This window comes from Humibacter antri (assembly GCF_054777235.1).
The window spans coordinates 245,817-271,115 of sequence record NZ_BAAHAW010000002.1; the positions used below are offsets into that span (position 1 = coordinate 245,817).

Sequence of the window (25,299 nt, forward strand, 5' to 3'; positions counted from 1 at the left end):
GTGCATGCCGCCGGACGCCCCAAAAGACTCGTACCGTCCCATCCGCACGAAAGAAGTCACGTGAGCACAGCCGCGTCCCCGCGCGTCAGCCCGGATCGCTACTGGGTCGTTGCACTCGTGCGCGCGATCGTCGCCCTGGTCGCCGGCGGATTCATCACCTTCGATCCCGAGCACTCCGCGCGCATCGGGCTGCTCGTCTTCGGCAGCTACGCGCTCGTCGAGGGTGTCGTGATCGGCATCGGCGGCCTGCTGGTGAGGGATGCCCTCACCAAGTGGCTCTTCGTCGCCCAGGGCGCCCTCGGGGTCGTGATTGGCATCGCGGCACTGGTGCTGAACGACGCGGGTCTCGGGGTGCTGCTCTACGGCGTCAGCGTGTGGGCGCTGCTGACCGGGTTCGCGGAGTTCTACTGCGGATGGCGCGCCAGGCACCGATTCGATGCGTCGCGCGACTGGATGGTCATCGGCGGCCTCACGGTCATCCTCGCCGTGGTCTTCCTCGCCATCCCGGCGGACTCGCTGCTCGCGGTCGGACTGTTCGGCGCCTACGCCGTGATCGTCGGCGTCTACGTGGGAATCGGTGCGTTCACGATCAAGTTCGGGCTCGCGCAGGCGCACGACGACAGCGAACATCCCGGTAGCCGGGTCGCGGCAGGCGGCCAGAACCCCGGTGCCGGCGACACCGATCAGAACGCTTCGGAGAGACACGCGTGACCCACGACAACATCCCTGAGGACCGCCGGCCGAGCCTGCGCGATCGCATGAAGCCCGCGGAGTTCCTCGGCATCGCCGCGGTGCTCGCCGTGTTCGCCGGCGTCATCGTGCTGATGGCTACCCGCGAGCCCATCCTCGCGCTGATCTTCTTCGGCGTCGCCTTCATCGCCACCCTCGTCGTGCTGGCGATGTTCGCGCTCGGATTCAAGCCGGACGACGACGAGCGACGCGACCTCGCCGAGCAGAACGGCGAGCATCCTGAGCTTCCCGGCGGAACGGATGCCGCCCCCTCCGGCCCCGACGCCGGCCCCCGCAACCCGCACGACTGACTGGCTGCCTCAACAGGACAATCGGCCGAAAACATGCCAATCGGTCATGCTCTGGGCGGGAAAGCGCTTCATGTCCTGTTGACGCGATAGCGACAGATGTTGACGCGATAGCGACAGGCGAGGGTGGGCGTGGAGCGAACGCAGAGAGACCGCCGCTACCGCTCCACGTACTCCACCAGCTGCGAGGCCAGCCCCGTGTATGAGCCAGGCGTGAGCGCGAGCAGGCGGGCCTTGGCATCCTCGCCGATGTCGAGGGTGCGGATGAACGCGGCCAGAGAATCGCGGTCCACGCGCTTGCCGCGAGTGAGCTCTTTCAACAGCGCGTAGGGGTCGCTGATGGACGACCGTCCGGCCGCGACCTCGGCGCGGATGACCGTCTGGATCGCCTCGCCGAGCACCTCCCAGTTGGCGTCGAGATCGCGCGCGAGGGCATCCTCATCGATCGCGATCTCGGTGAGGCCGCGCTCGATGTTGTCGAGTGCCAGCAGCGAGTGGCCGAGCGCGACGCCGATGTTGCGCTGCGTGGTCGAGTCGGTGAGGTCGCGCTGGAGGCGGCTCGTGACGAGGGTGGATGCCAGCGAATCCAGCAGCGCGCTGGAGAGTTCGAGATTCGCCTCAGCGTTCTCGAACCGGATCGGGTTGATCTTGTGCGGCATGGTCGACGAGCCCGTGGCGCCGGCCTGCGGGATCTGCCGGAAGTAGCCGAGCGAGATGTAGGTCCAGACATCCGTCGCGAGGTTGTGCAGCACGCGGTTCGCGTGTGCGATGCGACCGTACAGCTCCGCCTGCCAGTCGTGCGACTCGATCTGGGTGGTGAGCGGGTTCCAGGTCAGCCCGAGCGACTGCACGAACTCCCTCGAGATCGCGGGCCAGTCGGCATCCGGATCCGCCGCGAGGTGCGCCGAGAACGTGCCGGTCGCGCCGCTGAACTTGCCGAGGTACTCGCTCGCCTCGACCTGCGCGGCGACGCGCTCGAGCCGATACACGAACACCGCGAGTTCCTTGCCCATCGTGGTGGGCGTCGCCGGCTGGCCGTGCGTGTGCGCGAGCATCGAGGCATCCCGCAGCTCGACGGCGCGGCGGCGCAGCGCGTCGATCACGGTGCGAAGCTTCGGCAGCCACACTTCGCGCACCGCTGCCGAGACCGTCAGCCCGTAGGAGAGGTTGTTGATGTCCTCGCTCGTGCACGCGAAGTGGGTGAGCTCGGCGATCGCGTCCAGCCCCAGCTCGTGCAGCTTCTCGCGCACGAGGTACTCGACGGCCTTCACGTCGTGTCGGGTGGTGGCCTCGAGCGTGGCGAGCCGGTCGATCTCCTGCTGTCCGAAGTCGGTGACGAGGGCGCGCAGAGCGGATGCCTGCACCTCGGTCAGCGGCTCGCTTCCGAACATGCGGTGCGAGGTGAGGTACAACAGCCACTCCGCCTCCACCTGCACGCGGGCGCGGTTCAAGCCCGCCTCGGAGAGGAAGTCTCCGAGCTCGGAGACGGCGGTCCGATACCGGCCGTCGAGCGGACTGAGCGGCTGAGGGGGGAGCGAGGTCATGACTTTCCTTGTTGTTGTGGCGGCGCGCGCAGAGCGGGCGCGAGCTGGGCCAGTAGCGCCCGGTCGGCTCGTTCGATCATGCCGAGCACCGCGGCGAAGAGCGTGTGGTCGGAGTAATAGGGATCGGGTACATCCAATGAATCGGATCGCGGCGTCTCGAAGCTGCGCAGCAGCTGCACTTTGCTGCGGTCGACGGCATCGCCCGCCCATGCCTTGAGGATGCGTTCATGGCTGCGGTCCAGCGCGACGACCAGGTCGAGATCGTCGAACCAGGAGGGGTCGAACTGCCTGGCGCGGTGCGTCGAGCCGTCGTAGCCGTGCGCGGTGAGTGCCTCGATGGCGCGCGGATCGGCCTGCTCGCCGACGTGCCAGTCGCCGGTTCCGGCCGACGAGACGGACACGCGGTCGGCGAGACCCGCGTCGGCGGCCAGCCGCCGCAGCACGACCTCGGCCATCGGCGAACGGCAGATGTTGCCGCTGCACACGAAGCAGATGCGGAATCGGGTCGCATCCGAGGTCATGTCTCCATTCTGCTGTACGACCGGATGCTCCGCCTCCGGCGTCCTTCCCTCCCCAGCCAGAGCCACCGAGCCGACATTCCCCATTCGGAGCCGACCGTACTCGGCGCCGAACCCGCCGACGCCAGGCTGATCGCATTCCTTTCGCATTCCGAGGAGGTGATCGTCTGGACGAGTCGGCGCTACGAGCCGCACAGGCGGCCGTGGACTACGTGCGCTCCGAGCTGGCCGCGCTCACCGCGCAGGTTCCGGATGCCGGTGCCCTGCATTGGCGGTCGCCTGCGCAACGCACTTTCCAATCCGGAATCGACGAACTGACCGGATCGATAGGCGACGCGATCGCCGCCCTCGATCATGCGGCCGACGAGCTGGCAGCCGTGCCGGTCGACCTGCTCGGTACGCAGACCTCGACAGCGGGCGCCGCAGCCGGCACGGGCGAGGGCTGAGGCACATGTCCGGCGACATCACCATCTCGGGCGGCAGTACCGAGGTCACCTCGGATGCGCTGCTGGTCGCGCACACCGCGCTCCGCTCGCTGAGCGGCACCCTCGACGAGCTCGTTCACGAGCTGCGCCCCGCGCTCGCGCTCGGCGCCGACCTCGTCCCGGGCATCACGCTGGTGTCGATCGCGGTGCAGGATGCCGCACGGCTCGCGCAGATCGCCGCCACGGGCATCCGCGCAGCAGCCGCGCGCTCGAGGCGGCTCGCCGACGGCCTGCTCGAGGCGGCAGGCCGGTATGACGACGCCGACCGCAACGCGGATGCCCGCATGGCCGATCTCAGCACGGTGGCCGGGTGGGCGTTCGGCCGGCTGGCGCCGCTGGCCGCCTTCGCCGCGATACTCGCACTGCCTGAGCTGCTCGCCACGTTCGGAATCGCGTTCAGCATCGGCAGCCTCGTCGCGGGCTCGCCACAGGCCTTCTTGAAGAACCTGGGCACGAACCTCGGCGACGTGGCGGGGTCCAAGGCGAGGCTGCTCCGCGACCCGAGGGCGGTGTCGTTGATCCGGTTCGCGGTCTCGGCGGCAGACGACGCGATGCTCGGCGCTGCGGGTCTTCCGCTGCCGTTCGCCGCGCTGGCCGACGATCGCGGGACGCGTACGTTCGGGTTGCGCGGGGGCGGCTCCGTCGTCGTCGGATCGGGGCACGCCATCGGCGCTTTCAAGGAGACAGCGGTGAGCGTGGAGCGCACGTCGACGGGCACCGTCGCACCGCCCGCCGGATTCGCCGACCTCGCCGCGCGCATCCCGCCGTCTCGCGCGGGCTCGCCGCAGATTCGTGTCGAACGCTACGCAGGGGCGGGCGGCGAGCCGGCATACATCGTCTACGTCGGCGGCACCGTCGACACCGGTCCGGTCGCCGGCGGCGAGCCGTTCGACATGACCAGCAACCTGAACGGTGTCGCGCAACTCGACCCGGCGTCGTTGCGCGCGACGCAGCAGGCGATGCGCGAGGCGGGCATCCGACCGGGCGACACCGTCATTCCCGTCGGATACTCGCAAGGCGGCATCGTCGCCACCTCGGTCGCGATGGCAGGCGATTACGACATCCCGGCGCTCGTGACGTTCGGATCGCCCACCGCCGGCGTCGACGTCCCGTCGTCCACCGTCGACGTCGCGGTCGAGCACAGCGACGACCTGGTGCCGGCGCTCGGAGGCATCCCGCTCGCCGCCGATCGCGGTGGCGGCGACCGCATCGTCGTCACGCGTCAGACCTACAGCGGCGGGGTGCCGCCCGGTTCGTCGCCGATCGATGCGCACCTGATGAACGAGTACGCGATCACGGCACACGAGATGGATGCCGCTCAGGACTCGCGTCTGGCCGCCGCGCTGGCGACGCTTCCGATCGGCGGCCCCGGCGGCGCCGAGCTGTTCCGCGGCATCCGGACGAGCCCTCGACCGGCCGCGGGCGGTGGAGGCGGGGGAAACGCATGGTGAGCCGGTGCCGTCGGATCGAGTGGTCGAATCCCCGCCATCGAGGGGCCGGGCCGGGCCGGCTCAACCCGCGGTGGTGCCGCTCACCGTCGCATGACCGGACGGAAGATGAGTCCCAGGAGCCAGCTGATGATCGCGAGGATCAGCGCCGCCCACACGCCGTCCCAGAAACCGTCGACGCGCAGGCCGAAGCCCATCGCGTCGCTGATCCACGACACGATGAGCAGCAGCAGGCCGTTCACGATCAGCGAGATGAGTCCGAGTGTGAGCACGTAGAGCGGGAATGCCACGATGCGGATGACCGTTCCGACGATCCCGTTCACTATTCCGAAGATCAACGCGATCAGCAGATAGGTCAGGATGAGCGGAAAATTGCCGCCGATCGGATCGTACGACGTCACAGTGACGCCACTGACGATCAGCGTTGTCACCCAGAGCGCGAAAGCGTTGATGATCAGTTTCAGCAGAAACCTCATCCGCACAGTGTTCCAGGTCGTGCGGGTCGGCGATACCCTCTGCATGCCGTTGCTCGCTCATCGCGCGCGCAGATCGCGACGGTAAGTTGGCCCTGTGGATGCCCAGAACGTCGAGCGGGTGCTGTTGCGCCCCGAGATCGCCAGCCTCGCCGCCTATGCCCAGGGCCGAGTCCCCCCGGCCGACGGGTTCAAACTCTCCAGCAACGAGAATCCGTTCCATCCGCTGCCCGGCGTGCTGGATGCCGTCGCCGCGGCGAGCACCCTGAACCGCTATCCGGACGGCGCCGCCCTCGCACTACGCGATCGGCTGGCCGAACGGTTCGGTGTCGGAACGACCGAAGTGCACCTCGGCGCCGGATCCGTCGCGCTGATCTCGCAGCTCATCAATGCCGCCGCCGGTCCGGGCGACGAAGTGCTGTACGCGTGGCGGTCGTTCGAGGCGTACCCGGGTCTCGTGACCGTGTCGGGGGCATCCAGCGTCACCGTCCCCCTGCTTCCGGATGCCCGCCACGACTTGGACGGCATGGTCGCCGCCATCACGGACCGCACGCGCGTCATCATCGTCTGCACGCCGAACAATCCGACCGGTCCGATCGTCACGGCCCGGGAGTTCGAGCGGTTCATGGCGGCCGTGCCCACCGATCGGCTCGTACTCCTCGATGAGGCGTACGTCGAGTTCATCACCGACCCGGACCACGTCGACGGTCGCGCCCTCGTCGGCCGCTACCCCAACCTCGTCGTGCTGCGCACCTTCTCCAAGGCGTACGGCCTGGCGGGCCTGCGCATCGGGTATGCGGTGGGCCCCGAGCGCCTGCTGAACGCGGCACGCTCAACCGCCATTCCGATGAGCGTCACCGACACGGCACAGGCTGCCGCGCTCGCCTCGCTCGAGCGCGAAGACGAGCTGCTCCAGCGCGTCGCCGTCATCGCCGAGCGCCGCGCGCGCCTGCGCACCGCGCTCCTCGAGCAGGGCTGGAACGTTCCGGATGCCCAGGGCAATTTCGTCTGGCTCCCCACCGGCGAGCACACCGCGCTCTGCATCGACCGGTTCTTCGATGCCGGGCTGGCCGTGCGCGGGTTCGCGCCCGACGGCATCCGGATCGGTGTCGGCGAGGAGGAATCTGTCGACCGCGTGCTAAAGATCACGAAAGAGCTTGTCGATCACCTACGGAAGAGCCCTCCAAGCGAGCAGTTAGGTTAGTGAGGATGTCTGCCACGAACGACCGATTCGCGTCGCCGGCCGGGCTCTCCGCGGCGACGGTGCAGGTACTGACCGAAGACGGCCGATTCGAGCCGACTGATGCCGCCGCCGAGTTCCTGCCGTACCTCGACCGCCTCAACGACGACGACTTCCGCCGCTTCTACCGCGACATGGTGGTGGTGCGCCGGTTCGACACCGAGGCCACCAATCTGCAACGCCAGGGCCAACTCGCACTGTGGCCGCCGAGCAGCGGGCAGGAGGCCGCGCAGGTCGGATCAGCACACGCGGCCCAGCCGCAGGACACCATCTTCCCGTCGTACCGCGAGCACGTCGTCGCGACGATCCGCGGCGTCGACCCGTTGGACATCATCCGGGTCATGCGCGGCGTCACCAACAGCGGATGGGATCCCACGGATCCGAAGAACGGCAACATGCGCATCTACACGCTCGTGCTCGGCACGCAGGTGCTGCACGCCACCGGCTACGCGATGGGCGTGAAGTTCGACGGCGCCTGCGGTACCGGCGAGAAGGCATCCGAGACGGCCGTGATGGTCTACTTCGGCGACGGCGCCAGTTCCGAGGGAGACGTCAGCGAGGCGTTCGTCTTCGCCGCGAGCTTCCAGACGCCACAGGTCTTCTTCTTGCAGAACAACCAGTGGGCCATTTCCGTGCCGGTGAAGACGCAGTCCCGTACCCCGCTGTACCTGCGCTCCAGCGGCTTCGGCATCCCGGGCGTTCAGGTGGACGGTAACGACGTGCTCGCCAGTTACATCGTCAGTGCGAAGCAGCTCGATGAGGCGCGCGGCGGCCATGGACCGAGCCTGATCGAGGCCGTGACCTACCGGATGGGCGCCCACACCACCAGCGACGACCCCACCAGATACCGCTCCTCAGACGAAGACGAGCACTGGCGCGGCCGCGATCCGATCGTGCGGCTGCGCACCTTCCTCACCGGCCGCGGTGTCGGCGACGAATGGTTCGACGCCATCGACGAGGAGGCCGCCGACTACGCGGCCGACGTGCGCAGGCGCACCCTGGAGATCACGGGGCCGACGGCGGAGGTCGCGTTCGAACACGTGTATTCGGAGCCGCATGCCGGTGTCGTCGAGCAGCAGGCGTGGCTCGAGCGGTACGAGAAGTCCTTCGCTGTGCAGGACCGGCAGCACGGCCAGGAGCAGGGGGTGAGGGCATGAGCGACGTGACGACGACCGAGGCGCTACGTCAGGCATCCGCTCCCGTGCCCGACGGGGTGCCTTTCCGCACCGGCGTCGAGAGTCTGCCGATGGCGAAGGCGCTGAATGCCGGACTGCGGCAGGCGCTCGCGGACGACCCCAAGGTCTTGCTCATGGGCGAGGACATCGGTCCGCTCGGCGGCGTGTTCCGCATCACAGAGGGTCTGCAGGCGGAATTCGGCCCGCAGCGCGTGATCGACACGCCGCTGGCCGAGTCCGGCATCGTCGGCACCGCCATCGGGCTCGCGATGCGCGGCTACCGAACGGTGTGCGAGATTCAGTTCGACGGCTTCGTCTTTCCCGCATTCGACCAGATCACCACGCAGCTCGCGAAGCTCACGGCGCGGCACGAGGGTGCGTTGCGGATGCCCGTGGTGATCCGCATTCCGTACGGCGGCCACATCGGCGCGGTCGAGCACCATCAGGAGAGCCCGGAGGCCTACTTCGCGCACACTCCCGGGTTGCGTGTGGTGAGCCCATCGACACCGAACGACGCCTACTGGATGATCCAGGAGGCGTGCCGCTCCGACGACCCGGTGATCTTCCTCGAGCCGAAGAGCCGCTACTGGCCCAAGGGCGAGGTGGACTTCTCGGGCAGTGCAGTGCCGTTGCACGCGAGCCGAGTGGTGCGCACCGGAACGGACGTCACATTGGTGGGTCACGGCGCGATGATCAGCGTGCTGCTGCGCGCCGCCGAGATCGCCGCGGATGAGGGAACGAGCGTCGAGGTCGTCGACCTGCGGTCCCTCTCCCCGATCGACTTCGGCCCGCTGCTGGGCTCCGTGCGCAAGACGGGCCGCCTGGTCGTCGCGCAGGAGGCGCCCGGGTTCGCCAGCCTCGGGAGCGAGATCGCCGCCACAGTGGCCGAGAGGGCGTTCTACTCGCTCGAGGCCCCGGTGCTGCGCGTCTCCGGCTTCGATACGCCGTTCCCGCCGGCCAGTCTCGAAGACTCGTATCTGCCCGACGCCGACCGTGTGCTCGAGGCCGTCGATCGCGCGCTCGCGTATTGACCGGCATCCGTCGCACGTTCCGCACAATCGCGAAGCCTTCCGCCTCGAAAACGCCGCCCAAGGAGAGCCATGAGTGAGTCCGAGTTTCTGCTGCCGGACGTCGGCGAGGGCCTGACCGAGGCCGAGATCGTGTCGTGGAAGGTCGGTCCCGGCGACACGGTGCACCTCAACGATGTGCTGTGTGAGATCGAGACGGCGAAGTCACTCGTCGAGCTGCCCTCGCCGTTCGAGGGCGTCGTCGACCGGCTGCTCGTCAGCGAGGGCGAGACGGTGGAGGTGGGCGCACCGATCATCGTCGTGGGCGCGGATGCCTCGGGCGGCACGGCGTCGGGTGCGGAGGGACTCGACAACGTGATCGAGGTCGACGAGACGGAACTCGAGCAGGCGACACACGCCGGCCCGGCTGCCGACGACGCCGATGCTTCGGTGCTCATCGAGCGCGAGGGCGACGAGCAGAAGCCCGGTGCGGTGCTCGTCGGCTACGGTTCGGCGGGGCACGGAGCGAGCCGGCGGCGCAGCCAGAACCGCGGGCAGACGCCAGAGGGTCGCCATGTGCCCGCTGCTGCCGACCTCGTGCCGGCCGCTCGGGCGGTGCCGGTCGTCGCGAAGCCGCCGATCCGCAAGCTCGCCAAAGACCTCGGCGTCGACCTCGGTCAGGTCGCCGGTACCGGCATCGCCGGTGAGATCACCCGCGACGACGTGATCAGGCAGGCCAGTCAGGCGAGCGTGTTCCGCAACATCCAGACCCCCGAGTGGCCTGATGCCCGCGAAGACCGCATTCCGGTCAAGGGCGTGCGCAAGGCGATCGCCGCGGCCATGGTCACCAGTGCGTTCACGGCACCGCACGTGAGCCTCTTCGTCGACGTGGATGCCACGCGCACCATGGAGTTCGCGCAGCGGCTCAAGAAGTCGCCGGACTTCGCCGGTGTGAAGGTGTCGCCGCTGCTGATCATGGCGAAGGCGATCATCTGGGCGGTGCGTCGCAACCCCACGGTGAACTCGACGTGGACCGATGAGGAGATCGTCGTGCACCACTTCGTGAACCTCGGCGTCGCCGCCGCGACACCGCGTGGCCTCATCGTGCCGAACGTGAAAGATGTGCAGTCGATGAGTCTGCTCGAGCTGGCGGGCGCCCTCGAGCAGCTCACCATCACCGCCCGAGACGGCAAGACGCAGCCGGCGCAGATGGCAGGTGGCACCATCACGGTCACGAACATCGGGGTGTTCGGGATGGACACCGGAACGCCCATCCTCAATCCGGGCGAGGTGGCGATCGTCGCACTCGGAACGATCAAGCAGAAGCCGTGGGTGGTCGACGGCGAGGTGCGCCCGCGTTTCGTCACCACGCTCGGGGCATCCTTCGACCACCGCGTCGTCGACGGGGATGTCGCCAGCCGGTTTCTCGCCGACGTCGCCGCGATCATCGAGGAGCCGGCGCTGCTCCTGGACTGAGGGCTGAGCCCCGGCGCACCGCGCCGGCATCGACGCTAGGCGTTCGCGCCGAGACTACCCGCAGTGCGCCTAGTCTCGGCTCACACGCGTAGTCTCGCGGAACTCCGCGTGGTCCGTCTCGCACGAGGAGAGGTAGACCAACCAGGTTGACCAACGTTGGTCGGCTCAGTACGCTCGATACATGAAGACGGTCAAGGTTCAGTACGCGAAGACTCACCTTTCCGCGCTGCTGCACGCCGTGGAGCGCGGCGAAGAGGTGACGATCGCACGCGGAGATCAGCCCGCAGCTCGCCTTGTACCGCTGGATGCGACCGAGGAGCGCGAACTCGGCTTCGTGCCGTACGACGTGCCGGCGTCGTTCTTCGAACCCCTTCCCGACGATGAACTCACCGCATGGGAAGGGTGAGCGTGAGGTATTTGCTGGACACGCACGCGCTGCTGTGGGCGCTGACCAGCCCCGAGCGGCTCGGTGCTGAAGCGGAGACGGCCATTCGTCCCAGATCATCCGAGTTGATCGTTTCGGCGGCATCCGCCTGGGAGATCGCGACCAAGAACCGGCTGGGCAAGCTTCCGCAAGCGGACACAGTGTTAGAGGGCTATGGGCGCCATCTCGACCGTCTCGGCGTGGAGCGGCTGCCGATCACCGACGAGCACGCGTTGCTCGCCGGTCGCCTCGACTGGCCGCATCGTGATCCCTTCGACCGAATGCTCGCCGCTCAGGCGATGATCGAGTCCGCGACGCTGCTCACCGCTGATCCGGTGTTCGCTGGCCTGCCCGGGATCGCCAGCTGCTGGTAACAGGGGCTCGTGTGCCGGCGCGATCAGATGTCGAGTTCTTCGACGTGCGGGCCGGCCAGGGCTGCCGTGACAGCTGCGACGAGCTCGTCGGGGAGTGAGCCCCTCATCGCGTCGGAGTCGGAGTACACGGTCAAGGTCCGACCGCCGGTCTGCCACCAGTCCCTGTTCCACGTACGAGGGTCGTTCCACGCCGAATCGTCCCCGTTCGGCGAAGACAGTGCGCGCCAATCCGGATCGTCGCGAACGTGGACGGCGAACTGGCCGCGCTCCGTCGCGTACACCCGATAGGTCTTGGAACGCACGCCGTCGTGGTCCTCGTAACGCAGGATGCGCCTCCCCGTGAAGCGCTTCACCGTGACGACCGGACCATCCTGCACTTCGACTTCGATCTCTTGCATCTGCGTCTGGCCTTCTTCCCGTTCTCGTTGCGCGACGTACAGGCGCAACCCGGCGGCGACCGCCGCCGACAGGCCGCCGGCGAGCTCAGCGGCGCGGTCGAACAGGCTCCCGTCGTCGGCCGACACGTAGATGTTTCTGGTGGCCATGTGTATAAGTATGCGCATATTGATGTCCTAGATCAATGGCATGGCGTGCGGAGTTCCGCTCGCAGCCGGTGTCGCTTGATCCAGCCGTCGGAATCGCCGAACCGGCACGAGGTGCAGACCGTGCGGTGGGCGGAATTGCGCTGCCGGCCGCAGCGCAATTCGGACTTGCACGGGCCGCTGAACGCGCCAGTCTGCGCGCGTCCAGCGCCGCTGACGGCCACTCGTCCGTTCGTGGCCGTCTCCTCTGAGATCGTGCTCACTCGGCGGCCGGAGCACAGGCACCGAGCGCCTGAGCAGGCGTGCAGAGACAGGCCCCGAAATGCAACCTGCCTTGCAGCCGATTCCCACGATCGCGTCCGCACTGTGGAGAAGAGAAGTTGCGCGAACTACCGCAAAGACGCGGGTAGCGCACGCATTGGCGGGAGGCCATAGCAATGAATCTTCGACAATCGGGCGCGCGGCGCCGACTTCTGTTCGCAGGGGTTCTGTTGTCTGCTGCATCCATGATCCTGGTCGGATGCTCGTCCAGTTCGTCGCCGAAGTCGGCGTCGGCGAGCGGGAACGCGCCGGGCAAGACGGCGAACACGATCTCGTGGGCGCTGCCGCCCGCGACCGTGCCGAACTGGATCTGGCCGTTCTCACCGATCGCGGACTTCTCCGTGACCAACTCCGAGATGCAGCTGATGATGTATCGCACGCTGTACTGGTACGGCGACAACGGCAAGACCGGCGTCGACTACTCGCTGAGCCTGGCCAAGAAGCCGGAATACAGCAACGGCGGCAAGACCATCACGATCAAGCTGAACCCGTACAAGTGGTCGAACGGCGAGAGCGTGACGGCTCAGAACGTGCTGTTCTGGATCAACATGGACAAGGCGGAGAAGGCGAACTACGCAGGGTACAACCCGGGACAGTTCCCCGACAACATCGTGTCGGCGACCGCACCGGACAGCTCGACGGTCGTGCTCACCACCGACAAGGCGTACAGCCAGGAGTGGTTCCTGATGAACCAGCTCAGTCAGATCACGCCGATGCCGGAGGCCTGGGACATGACCAGCGCCACGGCGAAGGGCGACTGCTCCACGAATGAGAGCGGATGCGCCGCCGTCTACACGTACCTGAACGCACAGAGCAAGGACCTGCCGACGTACGCCAGCAGTCCGGTCTGGTCGGTCGTGGACGGTCCGTGGAAGCTCTCCAGCTTCAACTCCGACGGGCACGTCACCTTCGTGCCGAACGCGAAGTACTCCGGCCCGGTCAAGGCGCAGGTGAAGGAATTCAAGATGGTTCCCTTCACCCAGGACTCGTCAGAGTTCAGCGTGCTGCGTGCCGGGAGCACCCTCGATGTCGGCTACATCCCGACGCAGGACATCAGCCAGGTCAAACCGGCCAGCACCGCGCCGGACGTGGGCGGCCCGAACCCGCTGAGCAAGAACTACAACCTCCAGCCGTGGTTCCTGTACTCGTTCAACTACTTCCCGATCAACTACAACAACCCGACGGTGGGGCCGATCTTCAAACAGCTCTACTTCCGTCAGGCGCTGCAGTCGGTGGTCGACCAGCAGGGCATCCTGAAGTCCGCGGCGAAGGGCTACGGCCTTCCGACCTACGGTCCCGTGCCGTTGTTCCCGTCGAGTTCGCTGATCTCCTCCTCGGAGAAGTCGAACCCGTACCCGTTCAGCATCGCGAACGCCACGAAGTACCTCAGCGACAACGGATGGAAGGTCGTCAAGAACGGCCAGACCACCTGTGAGAAGCCGGGTACCGCCAAGGGCGACTGCGGCGAGGGCATCCCCGCCGGCGAGGCGCTGACGTTCAACCTGCCGTACGCGAGTGGCCAGGCGACGATCGATACGGCCATGGCGTCGCTGAAGTCGAACGCGGCCCAGGTCGGCATCACGCTGAACCTCAAGGCCGAGCCGTTCAACTCGGTCACCGCGACCGCGGTGCCGTGCTCCGGAGCGACTTGCACCTGGGACATGGGCAACTGGGGCGGCGGCTGGACCTACGCGCCCGACTACTACCCGACCGGCGAACTGCTGTTCGCCACGGGTGCCGGCTCGAACTCGGGCAGCTACTCCAACTCCACACTCGACAACCTCATCGAGGCCACGAACGTGCAGAGCGGAGACGCCGTGCTGCACGCGTACGAGGACTTCATGGCGAAGAACGTTCCGGTCATCTACCAGCCCAACTACACCTACTCGCTCGTCGAGGTGGCCGGTGGGCTGAAGGGATTCCAGAACAACCCGTACGGGGCCATCAAGCCGGAGACGTGGCACTACTGATCCGGGCCGCGAAGGAGGGGGACGGCCTAGCGGGAGGCGGGTGAACGATCATGATCGGATACACCCTCCGGCGTCTCGCTCAGGCCGTGCTCGTGGTCTTCGTGGTGACCGTCATCGTGTTCATCCTGTTGCACTCCCTGCCGGGCGGGGCCGCGCGCGCGATCCTGGGGCCGCGCGCGACCCCGGCGCAGATCTCACTGTTCAACGAGCAGAACGGTCTGAATCAGCCGCTCGTGGTGCAGTACTTCACCACCCTGGGCGGATGGCTGACCGGTGACTTCGGCTTCTCGTACAAGCTGAACCAGTCGGTCGGGTCGCTCCTGGCCGAGCGGTTGCCGAAGACGATCATCCTCGCCGCGTTCGCTCTCGCGCTCACCGTGCTCGTCGCCGTGCCGATCGGCATCTACCAGGCGGTCCGCCGCAACAGGTTCCTCGACTACGTGCTCACCGGGGCGTCGTTCGTGTTCTACGCGGCTCCGACGTTCTTCCTCGGGTTGATCATGATCGAGGTGTTCTCGTCGACACTCGGATGGTTCCCGCCCGAGGCGCCGCAGTCCGACGGGGTGGTGCCGATCTTCCAGCAGTTCGACGCGATGGTGCTGCCCATCGTCACGCTCGCGCTGCTGGGCATAGCGGGGTTCTCCCGCTACATGCGGTCATCCGTGCTCGACAACATCAACCAGGACTACGTTCGCACGGCGCGCGCGAAGGGAGCTTCGGGAACCCGGGTGCTCTGGGGTCACGTGCTGCGCAACGCGCTCATCCCGATCATCACGCTGCTCGGGCTGTCACTGCCCGCGCTGTTCGCAGGCGCGCTGATCACGGAGTCCATCTTCAACTTCCCCGGTATGGGGCTGCTGTTCTGGAACGCCGCGCAGCAGTCCGACTATCCGGTGGAACTGGGAGTCGTCATCGTCACGGCGTTCGCGACGGTGATCGGCAACCTCATCGCCGACCTGTTGCTGCTGGTCGTGGATCCGAGAGTGAAACTATGACCCGACCGCTCGCACTGGAGACCGACGTCGGCCCCACGCCTCCCGCGGAGCCGATGCTCGGCGCGATCACCTCGACCAAGCCGAAGAGCATGTTCCGCCTCGGCTTCGAGGTGTTCGTGCAGAACCGCCTCGCCGTCGCGGGAATCGTCGTCGTGGCGCTCGCCGTGCTGTTCTGCTTCGTCGGGCCGCTGGTCTACCCGACGGACCAGGCGACCGTGCACCTGCTGAACGCCAACCTGCCGCCAGGGCCCGGGCATCCGCTGGGCACCGACAGCTCCGGCTACGACGTGCTCGGCCGGCTGATGGTAGGTGGCCAGGTCTCGCTGATCGTCGGGTTCGCGGCGGCTGCGGTCGCGACCATAGTCGGCACGATCTGGGGTGCCGTCGCCGGGTTCTTCGGCGGCGCCGTCGATGCCGTCATGATGCGCATCGTCGATGCCGTGCTGGCCATCCCGATCTTGTTCCTGCTGTTGTTCCTGGTCACGATCGTGACGCCTTCGCTGCCCGTGATGATCATCGTGATCGGGCTCACCGCCTGGCTCGTTCCTGCCCGGCTCGTGCGCGGGGAGTCGCTGACGCTGCGGGTGCGGGAGTACGTGCAGGCGGTGCGCGTGATGGGCGGCTCGAGCTGGCGATCGGTGACCAGGCACATCATGCCGAACGTGGTCGGCACGGTCATCGTGAACGCCACGTTCCAGGTGGCCGACGCCATCCTGCTCGTCGCCTACCTCGGCTTTCTCGGACTGGGGATCTCGCCGCCGGCCACCGACTGGGGCGGGATGCTCAGCAAGGGCACGCAGTTCGTCTTTCTGAACTACTGGTGGCTGATCTACCCGCCCGGCATCGCGATCATCCTGGTGGTGGTCGCCGTGAACCTCGTCGGCGACGGGCTCCGGGACTCGGTCGAGGTTCGGCTGCAGCGGCGTTGATGCGCACGGAATCGAGGGGAGGGTAGCCATGGCGTTGCTGGAGATCACGGGGCTGAGCACGGACATCCGGCTCAGCAAATCCGTCGTGCACGCCCTCGACGACGTGACGTTCAGCGTCGACGCGGGGCAGACGGTCGGGCTGGTCGGCGAGTCCGGCTGCGGCAAGACCATGACTGCGATGTCGATCGAGCGCCTGCTGCCGCCTGGCGGCCGCATCGTCGGCGGGAGCGTGATGTTCGACGGTGCCGACCTCGTCCGCGCGTCGGAGTCGACGATGCGGGAGATCCGCGGCGGCGACATCGGCATGATCTTCCAAGATCCGATGACGAGCCTCAATCCCGTGCAGACGATCGGCGACCAGGTGGCCGAGCCGTTGTTGCTGCATCGCGGCATGTCGCGCCACGAGGCGCGGGAGCCGGTGCTGGAGATGCTTCGGCAGGTGGGCATCCCGAACCCGGAACGCAGGATGAAGAGCTACCCGCACCAGCTCTCCGGCGGCCAGCGGCAGCGGGTGATGATCGCGATGGCGCTGATCTGCCGCCCGAAGCTGCTGATCGCGGACGAGCCGACCACCGCGCTCGACGTCACCGTGCAGAAGCAGATCCTCGAACTCATCGACGGGCTGCGCAGCGAGTTCGGGATGGCGGTGATACTGGTCACCCACGACCTCGGCGTGATCGCCGGGCGTGCCGACCGTGTGGTCGTGATGTACGCGGGCAAGGTCGCCGAGGCCGCTGGAACGCGCACGCTGTTCCGCGAACCGAGACACCGCTACACAGAGGCGCTGTTCGAGTCGCTGCCGGAGCGTGCCGCGGGAGCCGATGCCCGCCTTTACTCGATCCCGGGCCTGCCGCCCGACCTCGTCGACCCGCCGCCGGCCTGCCGTTTCGCCCCGCGCTGCCGCTTCGCCACCGACCAGTGCCGCACCAAGGTGCCCCAGTTCGACCGCATCAGGCACGACGACGGCATGCAGCAGTATGCGTGCTTCGTGCCGCGCACCGAGCCGCTCCCGTCCCCCGACGAACTCATGGCAAGGCATGCGGCAGAGGTGCGCCCGGTCGACACGGATGCCCGCACCTGGGTCGCGCCGACACGCTTCATTCCCGACGACGGGGTGCCTCTGCTGCAGGTGAAGGGTCTCGTGAAGGACTTTCCGGTCACCGCCGGTGCCGTGCTGCGCAGAAAGGTGGGCGCTGTCAGCGCCGTTGCGGATGTCGGCTTCGTCATCCCCCGTGGCCACACGGTCGGACTCGTGGGCGAGTCCGGCTGCGGCAAGACGACGCTCGGTCGGCTCATCGTGGGCCTGGAGACACCGACCGGCGGCGAGATCCTGTTCCGCGGACGACGTCTGGACCGGCGCCGGGGGCGCGACCGGCAGGAGGCGCGGCGCAACGTGCAGTTCATGTTCCAGGACTCGTATGCGTCGCTGGATCCGCGGATGCGCGTGCGCTCGATTCTGCGTGAGCCGCTGGAGATACAGCACGTCGGCACGTCGCGGGATCGTGACCGCCGCGTGGACGAACTGCTCGCCGACGTCGGTCTGTCTGCACGCGCCGGCGAGCGCTACCCGCACGAGTTCTCCGGGGGCCAGCGGCAACGCATCGGCCTCGCGCGGGCGTTGGCGCTCGAGCCGGGGCTGATCGTCGCAGACGAGCCGGTCTCGGCGCTCGACGTGTCGATCCAGGCGCAGGTTCTGAACCTCATGAAAGAACTCCAGGTGGAGCGCAGTCTCACCTATCTCTTCATCAGCCACGACCTCTCCGTCGTGCGCTACCTCTCCGACGTGATCGCCGTCATGTACCTCGGCAAGCTGGTCGAGGTCGGGCCGGCCGCGGAGGTGTACTCGATGCCGCAGCACCACTACACGCGCGGGCTGATCGACACCATCCCGATCGCCGACCCCGTCGTGGAGAAGGCGAAGGCGGAGCTCGGGGTGCGCGGCGAGATCCCGTCGGCCATAGACCCGCCGAGCGGATGCCGGTTCCGCACCCGCTGCCCGATGGCGCAGGAGATCTGCGCTCAGGTCGAACCCCTGTTGAGGGTCGGCGGCGGCAGCTCGCTGGAACCGACACCGGCTCCAGCAGGCACGGTGCCGCACATGGTGGCGTGCCACTTTCCGCTGTCGCCGAACACGGCGGCCGCTGCAGTGAACGCGTCGGTGCTGGGCGAGGTGCGCGCTACCGGCACGGCGCGCGCGGGTGGTGCGTCCGCGGCTCACGCCGCGTGACGCGGGTGGTGCTCATCGCGCCGAGACTATGGCCGCGGCGCCGAGACTACGGCTGCGGCGTCGACACTACGGCTGCGGCGTCAAGACTACGGTCATTGTCCGTAGTCTCGTCGCCGGACTCGTAGTCTCGGCGTCATCGTCGCGCGGCCGCGTCCAACGCCTTGAGCGCGCGGTCGAGCGCGCCGCCCAGGCCGTAACGCTCGCCGAGGGCGCGCACGGATGCGAGCTGCGCGGCATCCGGAGTCCGCAACGTGCCGTCCACCTCGGGCAGTTCCACCCGCTCGCCGACCGCGATCGCGGGCACCGCCCGGTCGAGGTACTCCGCGGATGCCGTCAGCTTCGCCCGCACGCCGGCACCGAGCGGCGTGGCCGGATCGTTCGCCGCCTTCAGGATGCCGTCCAGATCGCCGAACTCGCGCAACAGCCCGGCGGCGGACTTCTCGCCGATCCCGGCGACGCCGGGCAGCCCGTCTGACGGGTCGCCGCGCATCGCCGCGAATGCCGCATACTGCCGCGGCGAGATGCCGTACTTGGCCTCGACGACCGCATCCGTCACCAGCTCGAGCCTGCTCATGCCACGCGCGGTGTAGATGACGCGCACGCCGCCCGCGTCGTCCACCAGCTGGAAGAGGTCGCGATCGCCCGTCACCACATCGACAGGTCGCCCCGGCGCGACCTGTGCGGCACGGCGGGCCAGGCACCCGATCACGTCGTCGGCCTCGGCCTGTTCGGCGCCGACCACGGCGATGCCCAGCTTGCCCAGCAGCTCGCGGATGACCGGCACCTGCGGCACGAGTCCCGCCGGGGTATCTTCCACGTCGACCCCGCCCGGCACGAGCTCGGCCACGCGGTGCGCCTTGTACGACGGAATGAGGTCGACGCGCCAGCGCGGGCGCCAGTCGTCATCCCAGCACGCAACGAGTGCGGTCGGCCCGAACTCCGTGACGAGCTTGGCGACGATGTCGAGCAGTCCGCGGATGCCGTTGACCGGCATCCCGTCGGGCGACGTCACTCTCTCCGGCACGCCGTAGAACGCGCGGTAGTACAACGAGGCGGTGTCGAGCAGCATGAGGCGGCCGGTCATGCACTCGATCCTGTCACCGTCCGCAGTCGGCCGTCTGCCGTCCGCCGTCCGCCGTCCGCACGCCGGAACCTGGGGGCGGAACCGGCGGCGGGAGCCTCGGGGCGGAACTCGCGGCGGAGCCGAGGAGGGAGCCGAGGAGGGAGCCGAGGGAAGGAATCGGGGCGGCGTGCGCGGCTTGCTGCTTTTGAGTATCATTATCAATAAGCGGTTGTCGCCAGTCGCGACGTCGACCGCTCGACGGGACGGGCATCCGTCCACGTCTCACGAGAACCGCGACTTGGACAGGTATCCCACCTTCATGAAGCGCCCTGCCTTCATCCGCTCCCGCACCTTGCACCGCAGCGGGAGCCACGCAACCCGACGCAACCGGTCGACAGTGCTCGCGGCGACCGCGCTCGCCGTCGCCGCACTGACGACACTGACCCTGACCGGATGCTCCGCCACGGCATTCGACCCCCCGGCGCGTGCCGCAACGGGCCGCATCGACGTCGTCGCCTCCACCGACGTGTGGGGCGATGTCGCCAAGCAGATCGGCGGAGACAGGGTCGATGTCACATCGATCATCGACGACCCGAAGAAGGATCCGCACGAGTACCAGGCGACCGGTCAGAACCAGCTCGCCCTGTCGAAGGCCGAGATCGTGATCGTCAACGGCGGCGGATACGACGACTTCGCCGGCGAGATGCTCGCTGCGCTGCACACGAAGCCGGTCGTGTTGAACGCGGCGGATCTCTCCGGCTACGACCAGCATCCATCCGACGGCGAGTTCAACGAGCACCTCTGGTACGACTTCCCCACCGTCGACAAGGTGGCGCAGCGCCTCGCAGCGCAGTACTCGAAGGCTCGGCCGGCCGACAGGCAGACGTTCCAGGCGAACGAGAAGAAGTTCGAGGCATCGATCGCGAGTCTGCAGGCCACCGAGTCGCAGCTGAAGCAGCGGTACGCCGGCAAGGGGGTCACGATCACCGAGCCGGTGCCCCTCTACATGCTGAACGCGATCGGGCTCGTGAACAAGACGCCGGAGAAGTTCAGCGAGGCGATCGAGAACGACACGGATGTCGCGCCATCCGTACTGCAGCAGACCCTCGCGCTCTTCTCCTCGCGCTCCGTCGCCCTCCTGGCGTACAACGACCAGACGACCGGAGCGCAGACGCAGAAGGTGGTCGATGCGGCGAAGGCGAACGACATCCCGGTCGTTCCGGTGGCGGAGACGCTGCCCGCCGGCAAGACGTACCTCACCTGGATGCGCGCCAACCTCGACGCGATCGGCGCCGCTCTCGGAAAGGCGGGATCATGAGCACTCCCGACCGCACTTCGGCTCTCTCGGCCCGCTCTGCAATCGGCGACGAGCCTGCGGTGGCGCGATCGGCATCCATGGAGACGGTCCTCAGCCTCCGCGACGCGACGCTCGGATTCGCCGAGCGCACGCTGTGGTCGGGCCTCGACCTCGACGTGCACGCCGGGGAGTTCATCGCCGTGCTCGGCGCGAACGGATCGGGCAAGACGAGCCTGCTCAAGGTCATCCTCGGCCAGCAGAGACTCGTGTCGGGTTCGATCGAGTTCCTCGGTGAGCCGGTCACTCGCGGCAACCGGCGAATCGGATACATCCCGCAGCAGCGGATGGCCGACGAGGGCACCCCTCTGCGCGCCCGCGACCTGATCGGGCTCGGCGTGGACGGGCACCGCTGGGGCGTTCCGTGGCCGTCGAGGGGTCGACGCGAGCGCATCGACGGGCTTCTGGATGCCGTCGGTGCCGCCGCGTATGCGAGAGTGCCGATCGCGACGCTCTCCGGCGGCGAGCAGCAGAGGTTGCGCGTGGGGCAGGCGCTCGCCGGAGATCCGCGGATGCTGCTCTGCGACGAGCCCCTGCTCTCGCTCGACATAGCGCACCAACGTGCCGTGAGCGAGCTCATCGACCGGCACCGGCGGGAGCGGCAACTGGGCGTGCTGTTCGTCACGCACGACGTGAACCCGGTGCTCGACCTCGTCGACCGCGTGCTGTATCTCGCGGGCGGAAAGTTCCGTATCGGAACGCCCGATGAGGTGCTGCGCAGCGAGGTGCTCAGCGAGCTGTACGACTCGCCGGTCGACGTCATCCGCACCCGCGGCCGCATCGTCGTGGTCGGCACATCGGATGCCCCCGGCGCACACCCCGACGGATCTCACGCGCACCACGACGAGCATCACGATCCGCATCACGACGAGCGCGACCACGACGTTCGCGAGCACGACCTGTACGAGGAGGTGGGGCGATGATGCACGCGGATGCCGCCGCCTGGTGGAGCCAGATCTTCAACTTCACCGACTACGGGCAGTTGGTCGTGCTGCTGCACAACTCGATCCTGGCGGGGGCCATGCTGGGGCTTGTCGGCGGGCTGATCGGGGTCTTCGTGATGTCGCGCGACATGGCGTTCGCGGTGCACGGCATCAGCGAGCTGTCGTTCGCCGGGGCATCCGCGGGGCTCCTGTTCGGAGTCGGGGTGGTGCAGGGGTCCCTCGTCGGATCGCTGATCGCCGCGCTCCTGATCGGGGTGCTCGGATCGCGGGCGCGCGAACGCAACTCCATCACCGCCGTGCTGATGCCCTTCGGGCTGGGGCTGGGCATCCTGTGCCTGGCGCTCTATCCCGGGCGCTCGGCGAACAAGTTCGGCCTGCTCACCGGGCAGATCGTCGCGATCGACACCCCGCAGATCGGCGCGCTTCTGGTCATCTCGGTCGTCGTTCTCGCAGGGCTCGCTGTGGTGTGGCGCCCGCTCACGTTCGCGAGCCTCGACGCCGACGTGGCCGCAGCTCGCGGCGTGCCGACCCGCACGCTCTCGATCGTCTTCATGCTGCTGCTCGGTCTCGCCGTGGCAGTCTCCGTACAGATCGTCGGTGCGCTGCTGGTGCTCTCGATCCTGGTCACACCCGCCGCCGCCGCGCTCAAGGTATCGTCGTCGCCTCTGATCGTCCCGCTGCTCAGCGTCGTGTTCGGCGTCGTGTCGATGGTGGGCGGAATCATGCTCGCGCTCGGCGGATCCGTGCCCATCAGCCCCTACGTCACCACGATCTCGTTCCTCATCTACCTGGTGTGCCGCGGGATCGCCTGGGTGCGCAAGCGCAGGGGCGTCAGCGGCAGACGGATGCCCGTGGCCGCCGCCGATCGCGCCCCTGTTCTGGAGGTTTCGTCATGAAGCTCGGCCGTCGGTCGTGTGCGGAGGTTGGAGCGTGAAACGCAACACGTGGCAGCGCGAGGCGGTGCGTGAGGCGCTCGCCTCCAACGAGGGTTTCGTGAGCGCGCAGAGCCTGCACACCGAGCTGCGCGAGCACGGGTCGTCCATCGGACTCGCGACGGTCTACCGCGCGCTGGCAGACCTGGCGGCGGAGGGGGAGTCGGATTCGCTGCAGTCTCCCGACGGCGAGGCGCTCTACCGGGCCTGCTCGACGACCGGTCATCACCACCACCTGATCTGTCGCCGCTGCGGCCTCACCGTCGAGATCGCCGCAGACGACGTCGAGCAGTGGGCGCAACGCGTCGCCTCCGAGCACGGCTTCACGGATGCCCGACACGTCGTCGACGTGTTCGGCCTGTGCGACACGTGCTCGGCATCCTCCGACGCGCGCTGACGCGCGTCTGAGGCCCACGCTCGCTGGCGCGCGGCTGCGGCCCACGCTCGCCGGCAGCCGTCGCTCGCTGACGCACGGCTGTGGCCCACGCTCGCCTGCAGCTGGCGCTGACCTTCTGCCACCGCCAGCAATCCCGTCGTCGCCCCCAGCAATCCCGTCGCCACCGCCAGCAATCCCGTCGTCGCCCCCAGCAATCCCGTCGCCACCGCCAGCAATCCCGTCAACATGACTGTCCGCGCTCTCACGCCGAGAACATGCCGTTCTGGCATGCTTTCGGGCAGATGTCCTGTTGGTGACCCACGCGCCCGACACCGATTTGGGTGCACGCGGCGTGTCGCGTAGACTTGCTCTTCGTCTGCGCGGGCTCCTCTGCGCAGTTCGCACACGTCCCAACCACGGGGCGTGACCGACGGCCGAGATGGCCGTCGGCGCTGGCGTCGCGGCAAAGACCAGAAATGACCTTCGCTTGCTGTTCCAGCGCGCCGACAAGAGATCTTGGGAAGGGCATCCGCCCTTCGGTACTGATGGAGGAAATCATGGCAGCTGTCTGCCAGGTGACGGGAGCTGTGCCCGGTTTCGGGCACACCATCTCGTTCTCGCACAAGCGCTCGAAGCGCCGTTTCGACCCGAACATCCAGAGGCGCACCTACTACGTGCCCTCGCTGCGCCGTAAGGTCACGCTGAATGTCTCTGCCCGCGGCATCAAGGTGATCGATGCCCGCGGCATCGACGCTGTGGTGGGCGAGATCCTCGCCCGTGGGGAGAAGATCTGATGGCCAAGCAGCAGGACATCCGCCCGATCATCAAGCTTCGTTCGACGGCCGGCACCGGTTACACCTACGTGACCAAGAAGAACCGCCGCAACGACCCCGACCGCCTCGTGCTCAAGAAGTACGACCCCATTGTGCGCAAGCACGTCGAATTCCGCGAGGAGCGGTAGAGCATGGCTAAGAAGAGCAAGATCGCGCGCAACAAGCAGCGCAAGGTGGTCGTCGACCGTTACGCGGCGAAGCGGGTCGAACTGAAGAAGGCCCTCGTCAACCCGAACTCGAGCGACGAGGAGCGCGAGGCCGCCCGCGTCGGCCTGCAGAAGCTTCCCCGCAACGCTTCGCCGGTGCGCTTGCGCAGCCGTGACGCCGTCGACGGACGTCCGCGTGGCGTGCTGACCAAGTTCGGCATCTCCCGTGTTCGCTTCCGCGACATGGCTCACCGCGGAGAACTCCCGGGCATCACGAAGTCGTCCTGGTAGTCGCAGGCATCCACCGGTTCATCCGGTGACGCGTCAAAGGGGCGCCGTCCTTCGGGACGGCGCCCCTTTGCGTGCACGCCACCTCAGGGATGGCGTCCTTTCGCGTCTGTCCCGTGCATCGGCGTGGCGTCCTTTGGGTGTGCGCCGCGCATCGGGGCAGCGCCCCTTCGCATGCGCGCCTCGATCCCAAAACAGGACGATTGACTGAGAACAGGCCGGAACAGGGTGTTTTCAGCGTGAGAGCGCGATCCATCCTGCTTTCGTGCCGGTCGTTCGAGGGCCGGGGTTGCGCTGCGCAGCCGGGGTTGCCCGAAGAGCGAGCGAGGTCGAGTTCCCTGTGCATAACTCCGCCAAGGCTGTGCATAACTGCGGCCTCCGGCGCTCTCGCACGACATGAACGCCGCCAAATCGATCAGAAACCCCGAAGATCCGCGGAATTCCGCGGTTTCTTGGTACCTTGAGGGCGGTTCGGCAAGCATCTTGCCCCGAATCACTCCATGCGGCTCATGGCCGCGAACTTCACTACAAACGCTGCTCAGCAGCAGAACGTCCGAGGAGGACACTCAATGGCTGACAAGTCGCTGAACAAGACCGAACTCGTGGCGGCGGTCGCCGCGTCGACCGGTCAGAGCCAGGCCGCCGTGGGGGCTGTGGTCGACGCTTTCTTCGCGACCATCGCCGAGACCGTCGCAGGCGGGGGCAAGGTCACCATCCCGGGCTGGCTCGCCGCAGAGCGTACGTCGACGGCCGCGCGTACGGGCCGCAACCCGCAGACCGGTGCCGAGATCAAGATCCCGGCCGGCCACCGCGTCAAGCTGACTGCGGGCAGCAAGCTCAAGGCTTCCGTCAAGTAGCCTTTCCGCACACGAGAAGGGGATGCCGGTTCGCCGGCATCCCCTTCTCGTGTCTCGACGTCGAGAGCCGGGCCTTCACGCGGCCGGCGAGGGAGCACGCAGTTGACGAGGGAGCGCGGCCGGCGAGCAAGCACGCTGCTGACGAGGGAGCACGCGGCTCGTCAGCAAGCACGCTGTTGACGTGCAATGCGTGGTGGTTCGTCGAAAGCGTGCTCGTTGGGCGAATGCGTGCTCGTTGGTCGTTTCGGCAGCGTGCGCGTTGACCCTTCGGACTGGCTGAAGTGGTCGCCGGGCCCGAAATGCGGCGAGGCCCCAACGTGA

General features: G+C 67.7%; 27 protein-coding genes. 22 read left to right on the top strand and 5 right to left on the bottom strand.

Going from position 1 to position 25,299, the window contains the following annotated elements; translation table 11 throughout:
- The first annotated feature begins 60 nt into the window (after positions 1-60).
- Positions 61-711, top strand: a complete 651-nt coding sequence (locus ACYVDK_RS01865; RefSeq protein ID WP_460517095.1) for an HdeD family acid-resistance protein — start codon at positions 61-63, stop codon at positions 709-711.
- The gene (locus ACYVDK_RS01870; protein WP_460517097.1) at positions 708-1,040 is read left to right on the top strand and encodes a hypothetical protein; all 333 of its coding nucleotides are present in this window, start codon (positions 708-710) and stop codon (positions 1,038-1,040) included. Before ACYVDK_RS01865 ends, ACYVDK_RS01870 begins: the two co-directional genes overlap by 4 nt.
- Positions 1,041-1,195: 155 nt before the next feature.
- Here the strand turns inward: ACYVDK_RS01870 and purB are convergent, their stop codons facing one another.
- Together purB and ACYVDK_RS01880 are read right to left on the bottom strand one after the other, a co-directional pair.
- Positions 1,196-2,581 (bottom strand): adenylosuccinate lyase, encoded by a 1,386-nt coding sequence (purB, locus tag ACYVDK_RS01875; RefSeq protein WP_460517100.1) that lies wholly within the window; start codon positions 2,579-2,581, stop codon positions 1,196-1,198.
- Positions 2,578-3,036 carry a low molecular weight protein-tyrosine-phosphatase gene (locus tag ACYVDK_RS01880; RefSeq protein ID WP_460517103.1) on the bottom strand — a complete coding sequence of 153 codons (459 nt, stop codon included), beginning with the start codon at positions 3,034-3,036 and terminating at the stop codon, positions 2,578-2,580. Before ACYVDK_RS01880 ends, purB begins: the two co-directional genes overlap by 4 nt.
- 266 nt (positions 3,037-3,302) lie before the next feature.
- Here ACYVDK_RS01880 and ACYVDK_RS01885 point away from each other — a divergent pair, with 266 nt between their 5' ends.
- Positions 3,303-3,545: a hypothetical protein gene (locus ACYVDK_RS01885; protein WP_460517106.1), complete on the top strand. Its 243-nt coding sequence runs from the start codon at positions 3,303-3,305 to the stop codon at positions 3,543-3,545.
- 5 nt (positions 3,546-3,550) lie between these two features.
- Positions 3,551-5,035: a hypothetical protein gene (locus tag ACYVDK_RS01890; protein WP_460517108.1), complete on the top strand. Its 1,485-nt coding sequence runs from the start codon at positions 3,551-3,553 to the stop codon at positions 5,033-5,035.
- 80 nt (positions 5,036-5,115) lie between these two features.
- Here the strand turns inward: ACYVDK_RS01890 and ACYVDK_RS01895 are convergent, their stop codons facing one another.
- Positions 5,116-5,508, bottom strand: a complete 393-nt coding sequence (locus tag ACYVDK_RS01895) for a phage holin family protein (RefSeq protein WP_460517111.1) — start codon at positions 5,506-5,508, stop codon at positions 5,116-5,118.
- 94 nt (positions 5,509-5,602) lie between these two features.
- Between ACYVDK_RS01895 and ACYVDK_RS01900 the strand changes: the two genes are divergently transcribed.
- The 6 genes from ACYVDK_RS01900 (at position 5,603) to ACYVDK_RS01925 (ending at position 11,201) form a co-directional block, all read left to right on the top strand.
- Entirely contained in the window at positions 5,603-6,709 is a 1,107-nt protein-coding gene (locus ACYVDK_RS01900; protein WP_460517114.1) for a histidinol-phosphate transaminase, read from the top strand.
- A gap of 5 nt (positions 6,710-6,714) precedes the next feature.
- Positions 6,715-7,902, top strand: coding sequence for a thiamine pyrophosphate-dependent dehydrogenase E1 component subunit alpha (gene pdhA, locus ACYVDK_RS01905; RefSeq protein ID WP_460517117.1), 1,188 nt, complete (start codon positions 6,715-6,717; stop codon positions 7,900-7,902).
- Between the two features lie 89 nt (positions 7,903-7,991).
- Positions 7,992-8,951 (top strand): alpha-ketoacid dehydrogenase subunit beta, encoded by a 960-nt coding sequence (locus ACYVDK_RS01910; RefSeq protein WP_460517372.1) that lies wholly within the window; start codon positions 7,992-7,994, stop codon positions 8,949-8,951.
- Positions 8,952-9,020: 69 nt separating this feature from the next.
- Entirely contained in the window at positions 9,021-10,403 is a 1,383-nt protein-coding gene (locus tag ACYVDK_RS01915; protein ID WP_460517120.1) for a dihydrolipoamide acetyltransferase family protein, read from the top strand.
- A 181-nt stretch (positions 10,404-10,584) separates the two neighbouring features.
- Positions 10,585-10,809, top strand: a complete 225-nt coding sequence (locus tag ACYVDK_RS01920) for a type II toxin-antitoxin system Phd/YefM family antitoxin (RefSeq protein WP_460517123.1) — start codon at positions 10,585-10,587, stop codon at positions 10,807-10,809.
- Positions 10,810-10,811: 2 nt separating this feature from the next.
- On the top strand, positions 10,812-11,201 hold the full coding sequence (locus ACYVDK_RS01925) for a type II toxin-antitoxin system VapC family toxin (protein WP_460517126.1): 390 nt from the start codon (positions 10,812-10,814) through the stop codon (positions 11,199-11,201).
- Positions 11,202-11,224: 23 nt separating this feature from the next.
- On the opposite strand, the gene ACYVDK_RS01930 is transcribed toward ACYVDK_RS01925, so the two are convergent.
- Positions 11,225-11,746, bottom strand: coding sequence for an EXLDI protein (locus tag ACYVDK_RS01930; protein ID WP_460517129.1), 522 nt, complete (start codon positions 11,744-11,746; stop codon positions 11,225-11,227).
- Between the two features lie 488 nt (positions 11,747-12,234).
- Here ACYVDK_RS01930 and ACYVDK_RS01935 point away from each other — a divergent pair, with 488 nt between their 5' ends.
- Genes ACYVDK_RS01935 through ACYVDK_RS01950 form a run of 4 tightly spaced genes read left to right on the top strand, consistent with a single transcriptional unit; the run spans position 12,235 to position 18,185 of the window.
- Positions 12,235-14,034, top strand: coding sequence for an ABC transporter substrate-binding protein (locus tag ACYVDK_RS01935; RefSeq protein ID WP_460517131.1), 1,800 nt, complete (start codon positions 12,235-12,237; stop codon positions 14,032-14,034).
- A 50-nt stretch (positions 14,035-14,084) separates the two neighbouring features.
- Positions 14,085-15,029: an ABC transporter permease gene (locus ACYVDK_RS01940; RefSeq protein WP_460517133.1), complete on the top strand. Its 945-nt coding sequence runs from the start codon at positions 14,085-14,087 to the stop codon at positions 15,027-15,029.
- Positions 15,026-15,958 carry an ABC transporter permease gene (locus ACYVDK_RS01945; RefSeq protein ID WP_460517136.1) on the top strand — a complete coding sequence of 311 codons (933 nt, stop codon included), beginning with the start codon at positions 15,026-15,028 and terminating at the stop codon, positions 15,956-15,958. The genes ACYVDK_RS01940 and ACYVDK_RS01945 overlap by 4 nt, the downstream gene beginning before the upstream one ends.
- A gap of 28 nt (positions 15,959-15,986) precedes the next feature.
- On the top strand, positions 15,987-18,185 hold the full coding sequence (locus ACYVDK_RS01950) for an ABC transporter ATP-binding protein (protein ID WP_460517138.1): 2,199 nt from the start codon (positions 15,987-15,989) through the stop codon (positions 18,183-18,185).
- A 133-nt stretch (positions 18,186-18,318) separates the two neighbouring features.
- Here the strand turns inward: ACYVDK_RS01950 and ACYVDK_RS01955 are convergent, their stop codons facing one another.
- Positions 18,319-19,269 (bottom strand): 5'-3' exonuclease, encoded by a 951-nt coding sequence (locus ACYVDK_RS01955; RefSeq protein WP_460517141.1) that lies wholly within the window; start codon positions 19,267-19,269, stop codon positions 18,319-18,321.
- 298 nt (positions 19,270-19,567) lie between these two features.
- On the opposite strand from ACYVDK_RS01955, the gene ACYVDK_RS01960 reads away from it, so the two are divergent.
- The 8 genes from ACYVDK_RS01960 to ACYVDK_RS01995 all read left to right on the top strand — a co-directional run bounded on the left by ACYVDK_RS01960 (position 19,568) and on the right by ACYVDK_RS01995 (position 24,978).
- Complete coding sequence (locus ACYVDK_RS01960) at positions 19,568-20,566, top strand: metal ABC transporter solute-binding protein, Zn/Mn family (protein WP_460517144.1); 999 nt, start codon at positions 19,568-19,570, stop codon at positions 20,564-20,566.
- Between the two features lie 77 nt (positions 20,567-20,643).
- Positions 20,644-21,525 (top strand): metal ABC transporter ATP-binding protein, encoded by an 882-nt coding sequence (locus ACYVDK_RS01965; protein WP_460517375.1) that lies wholly within the window; start codon positions 20,644-20,646, stop codon positions 21,523-21,525.
- Complete coding sequence (locus tag ACYVDK_RS01970; RefSeq protein ID WP_460517147.1) at positions 21,522-22,442, top strand: metal ABC transporter permease; 921 nt, start codon at positions 21,522-21,524, stop codon at positions 22,440-22,442. Before ACYVDK_RS01965 ends, ACYVDK_RS01970 begins: the two co-directional genes overlap by 4 nt.
- A gap of 34 nt (positions 22,443-22,476) precedes the next feature.
- Positions 22,477-22,875 carry a Fur family transcriptional regulator gene (locus ACYVDK_RS01975; RefSeq protein ID WP_460517150.1) on the top strand — a complete coding sequence of 133 codons (399 nt, stop codon included), beginning with the start codon at positions 22,477-22,479 and terminating at the stop codon, positions 22,873-22,875.
- Between the two features lie 536 nt (positions 22,876-23,411).
- Positions 23,412-23,648 (top strand): large ribosomal subunit protein bL28, encoded by a 237-nt coding sequence (gene rpmB / locus ACYVDK_RS01980; protein ID WP_460517153.1) that lies wholly within the window; start codon positions 23,412-23,414, stop codon positions 23,646-23,648.
- On the top strand, positions 23,648-23,815 hold the full coding sequence (gene rpmG, locus ACYVDK_RS01985) for a 50S ribosomal protein L33 (RefSeq protein WP_146321261.1): 168 nt from the start codon (positions 23,648-23,650) through the stop codon (positions 23,813-23,815). Before rpmB ends, rpmG begins: the two co-directional genes overlap by 1 nt.
- Before the next feature lie 3 nt (positions 23,816-23,818).
- Entirely contained in the window at positions 23,819-24,124 is a 306-nt protein-coding gene (gene rpsN, locus ACYVDK_RS01990) for an uS14 family ribosomal protein (protein ID WP_460517157.1), read from the top strand.
- A gap of 566 nt (positions 24,125-24,690) precedes the next feature.
- Positions 24,691-24,978 (top strand): HU family DNA-binding protein, encoded by a 288-nt coding sequence (locus ACYVDK_RS01995; protein WP_146321257.1) that lies wholly within the window; start codon positions 24,691-24,693, stop codon positions 24,976-24,978.
- The last annotated feature ends 321 nt before the right edge of the window (positions 24,979-25,299 follow it).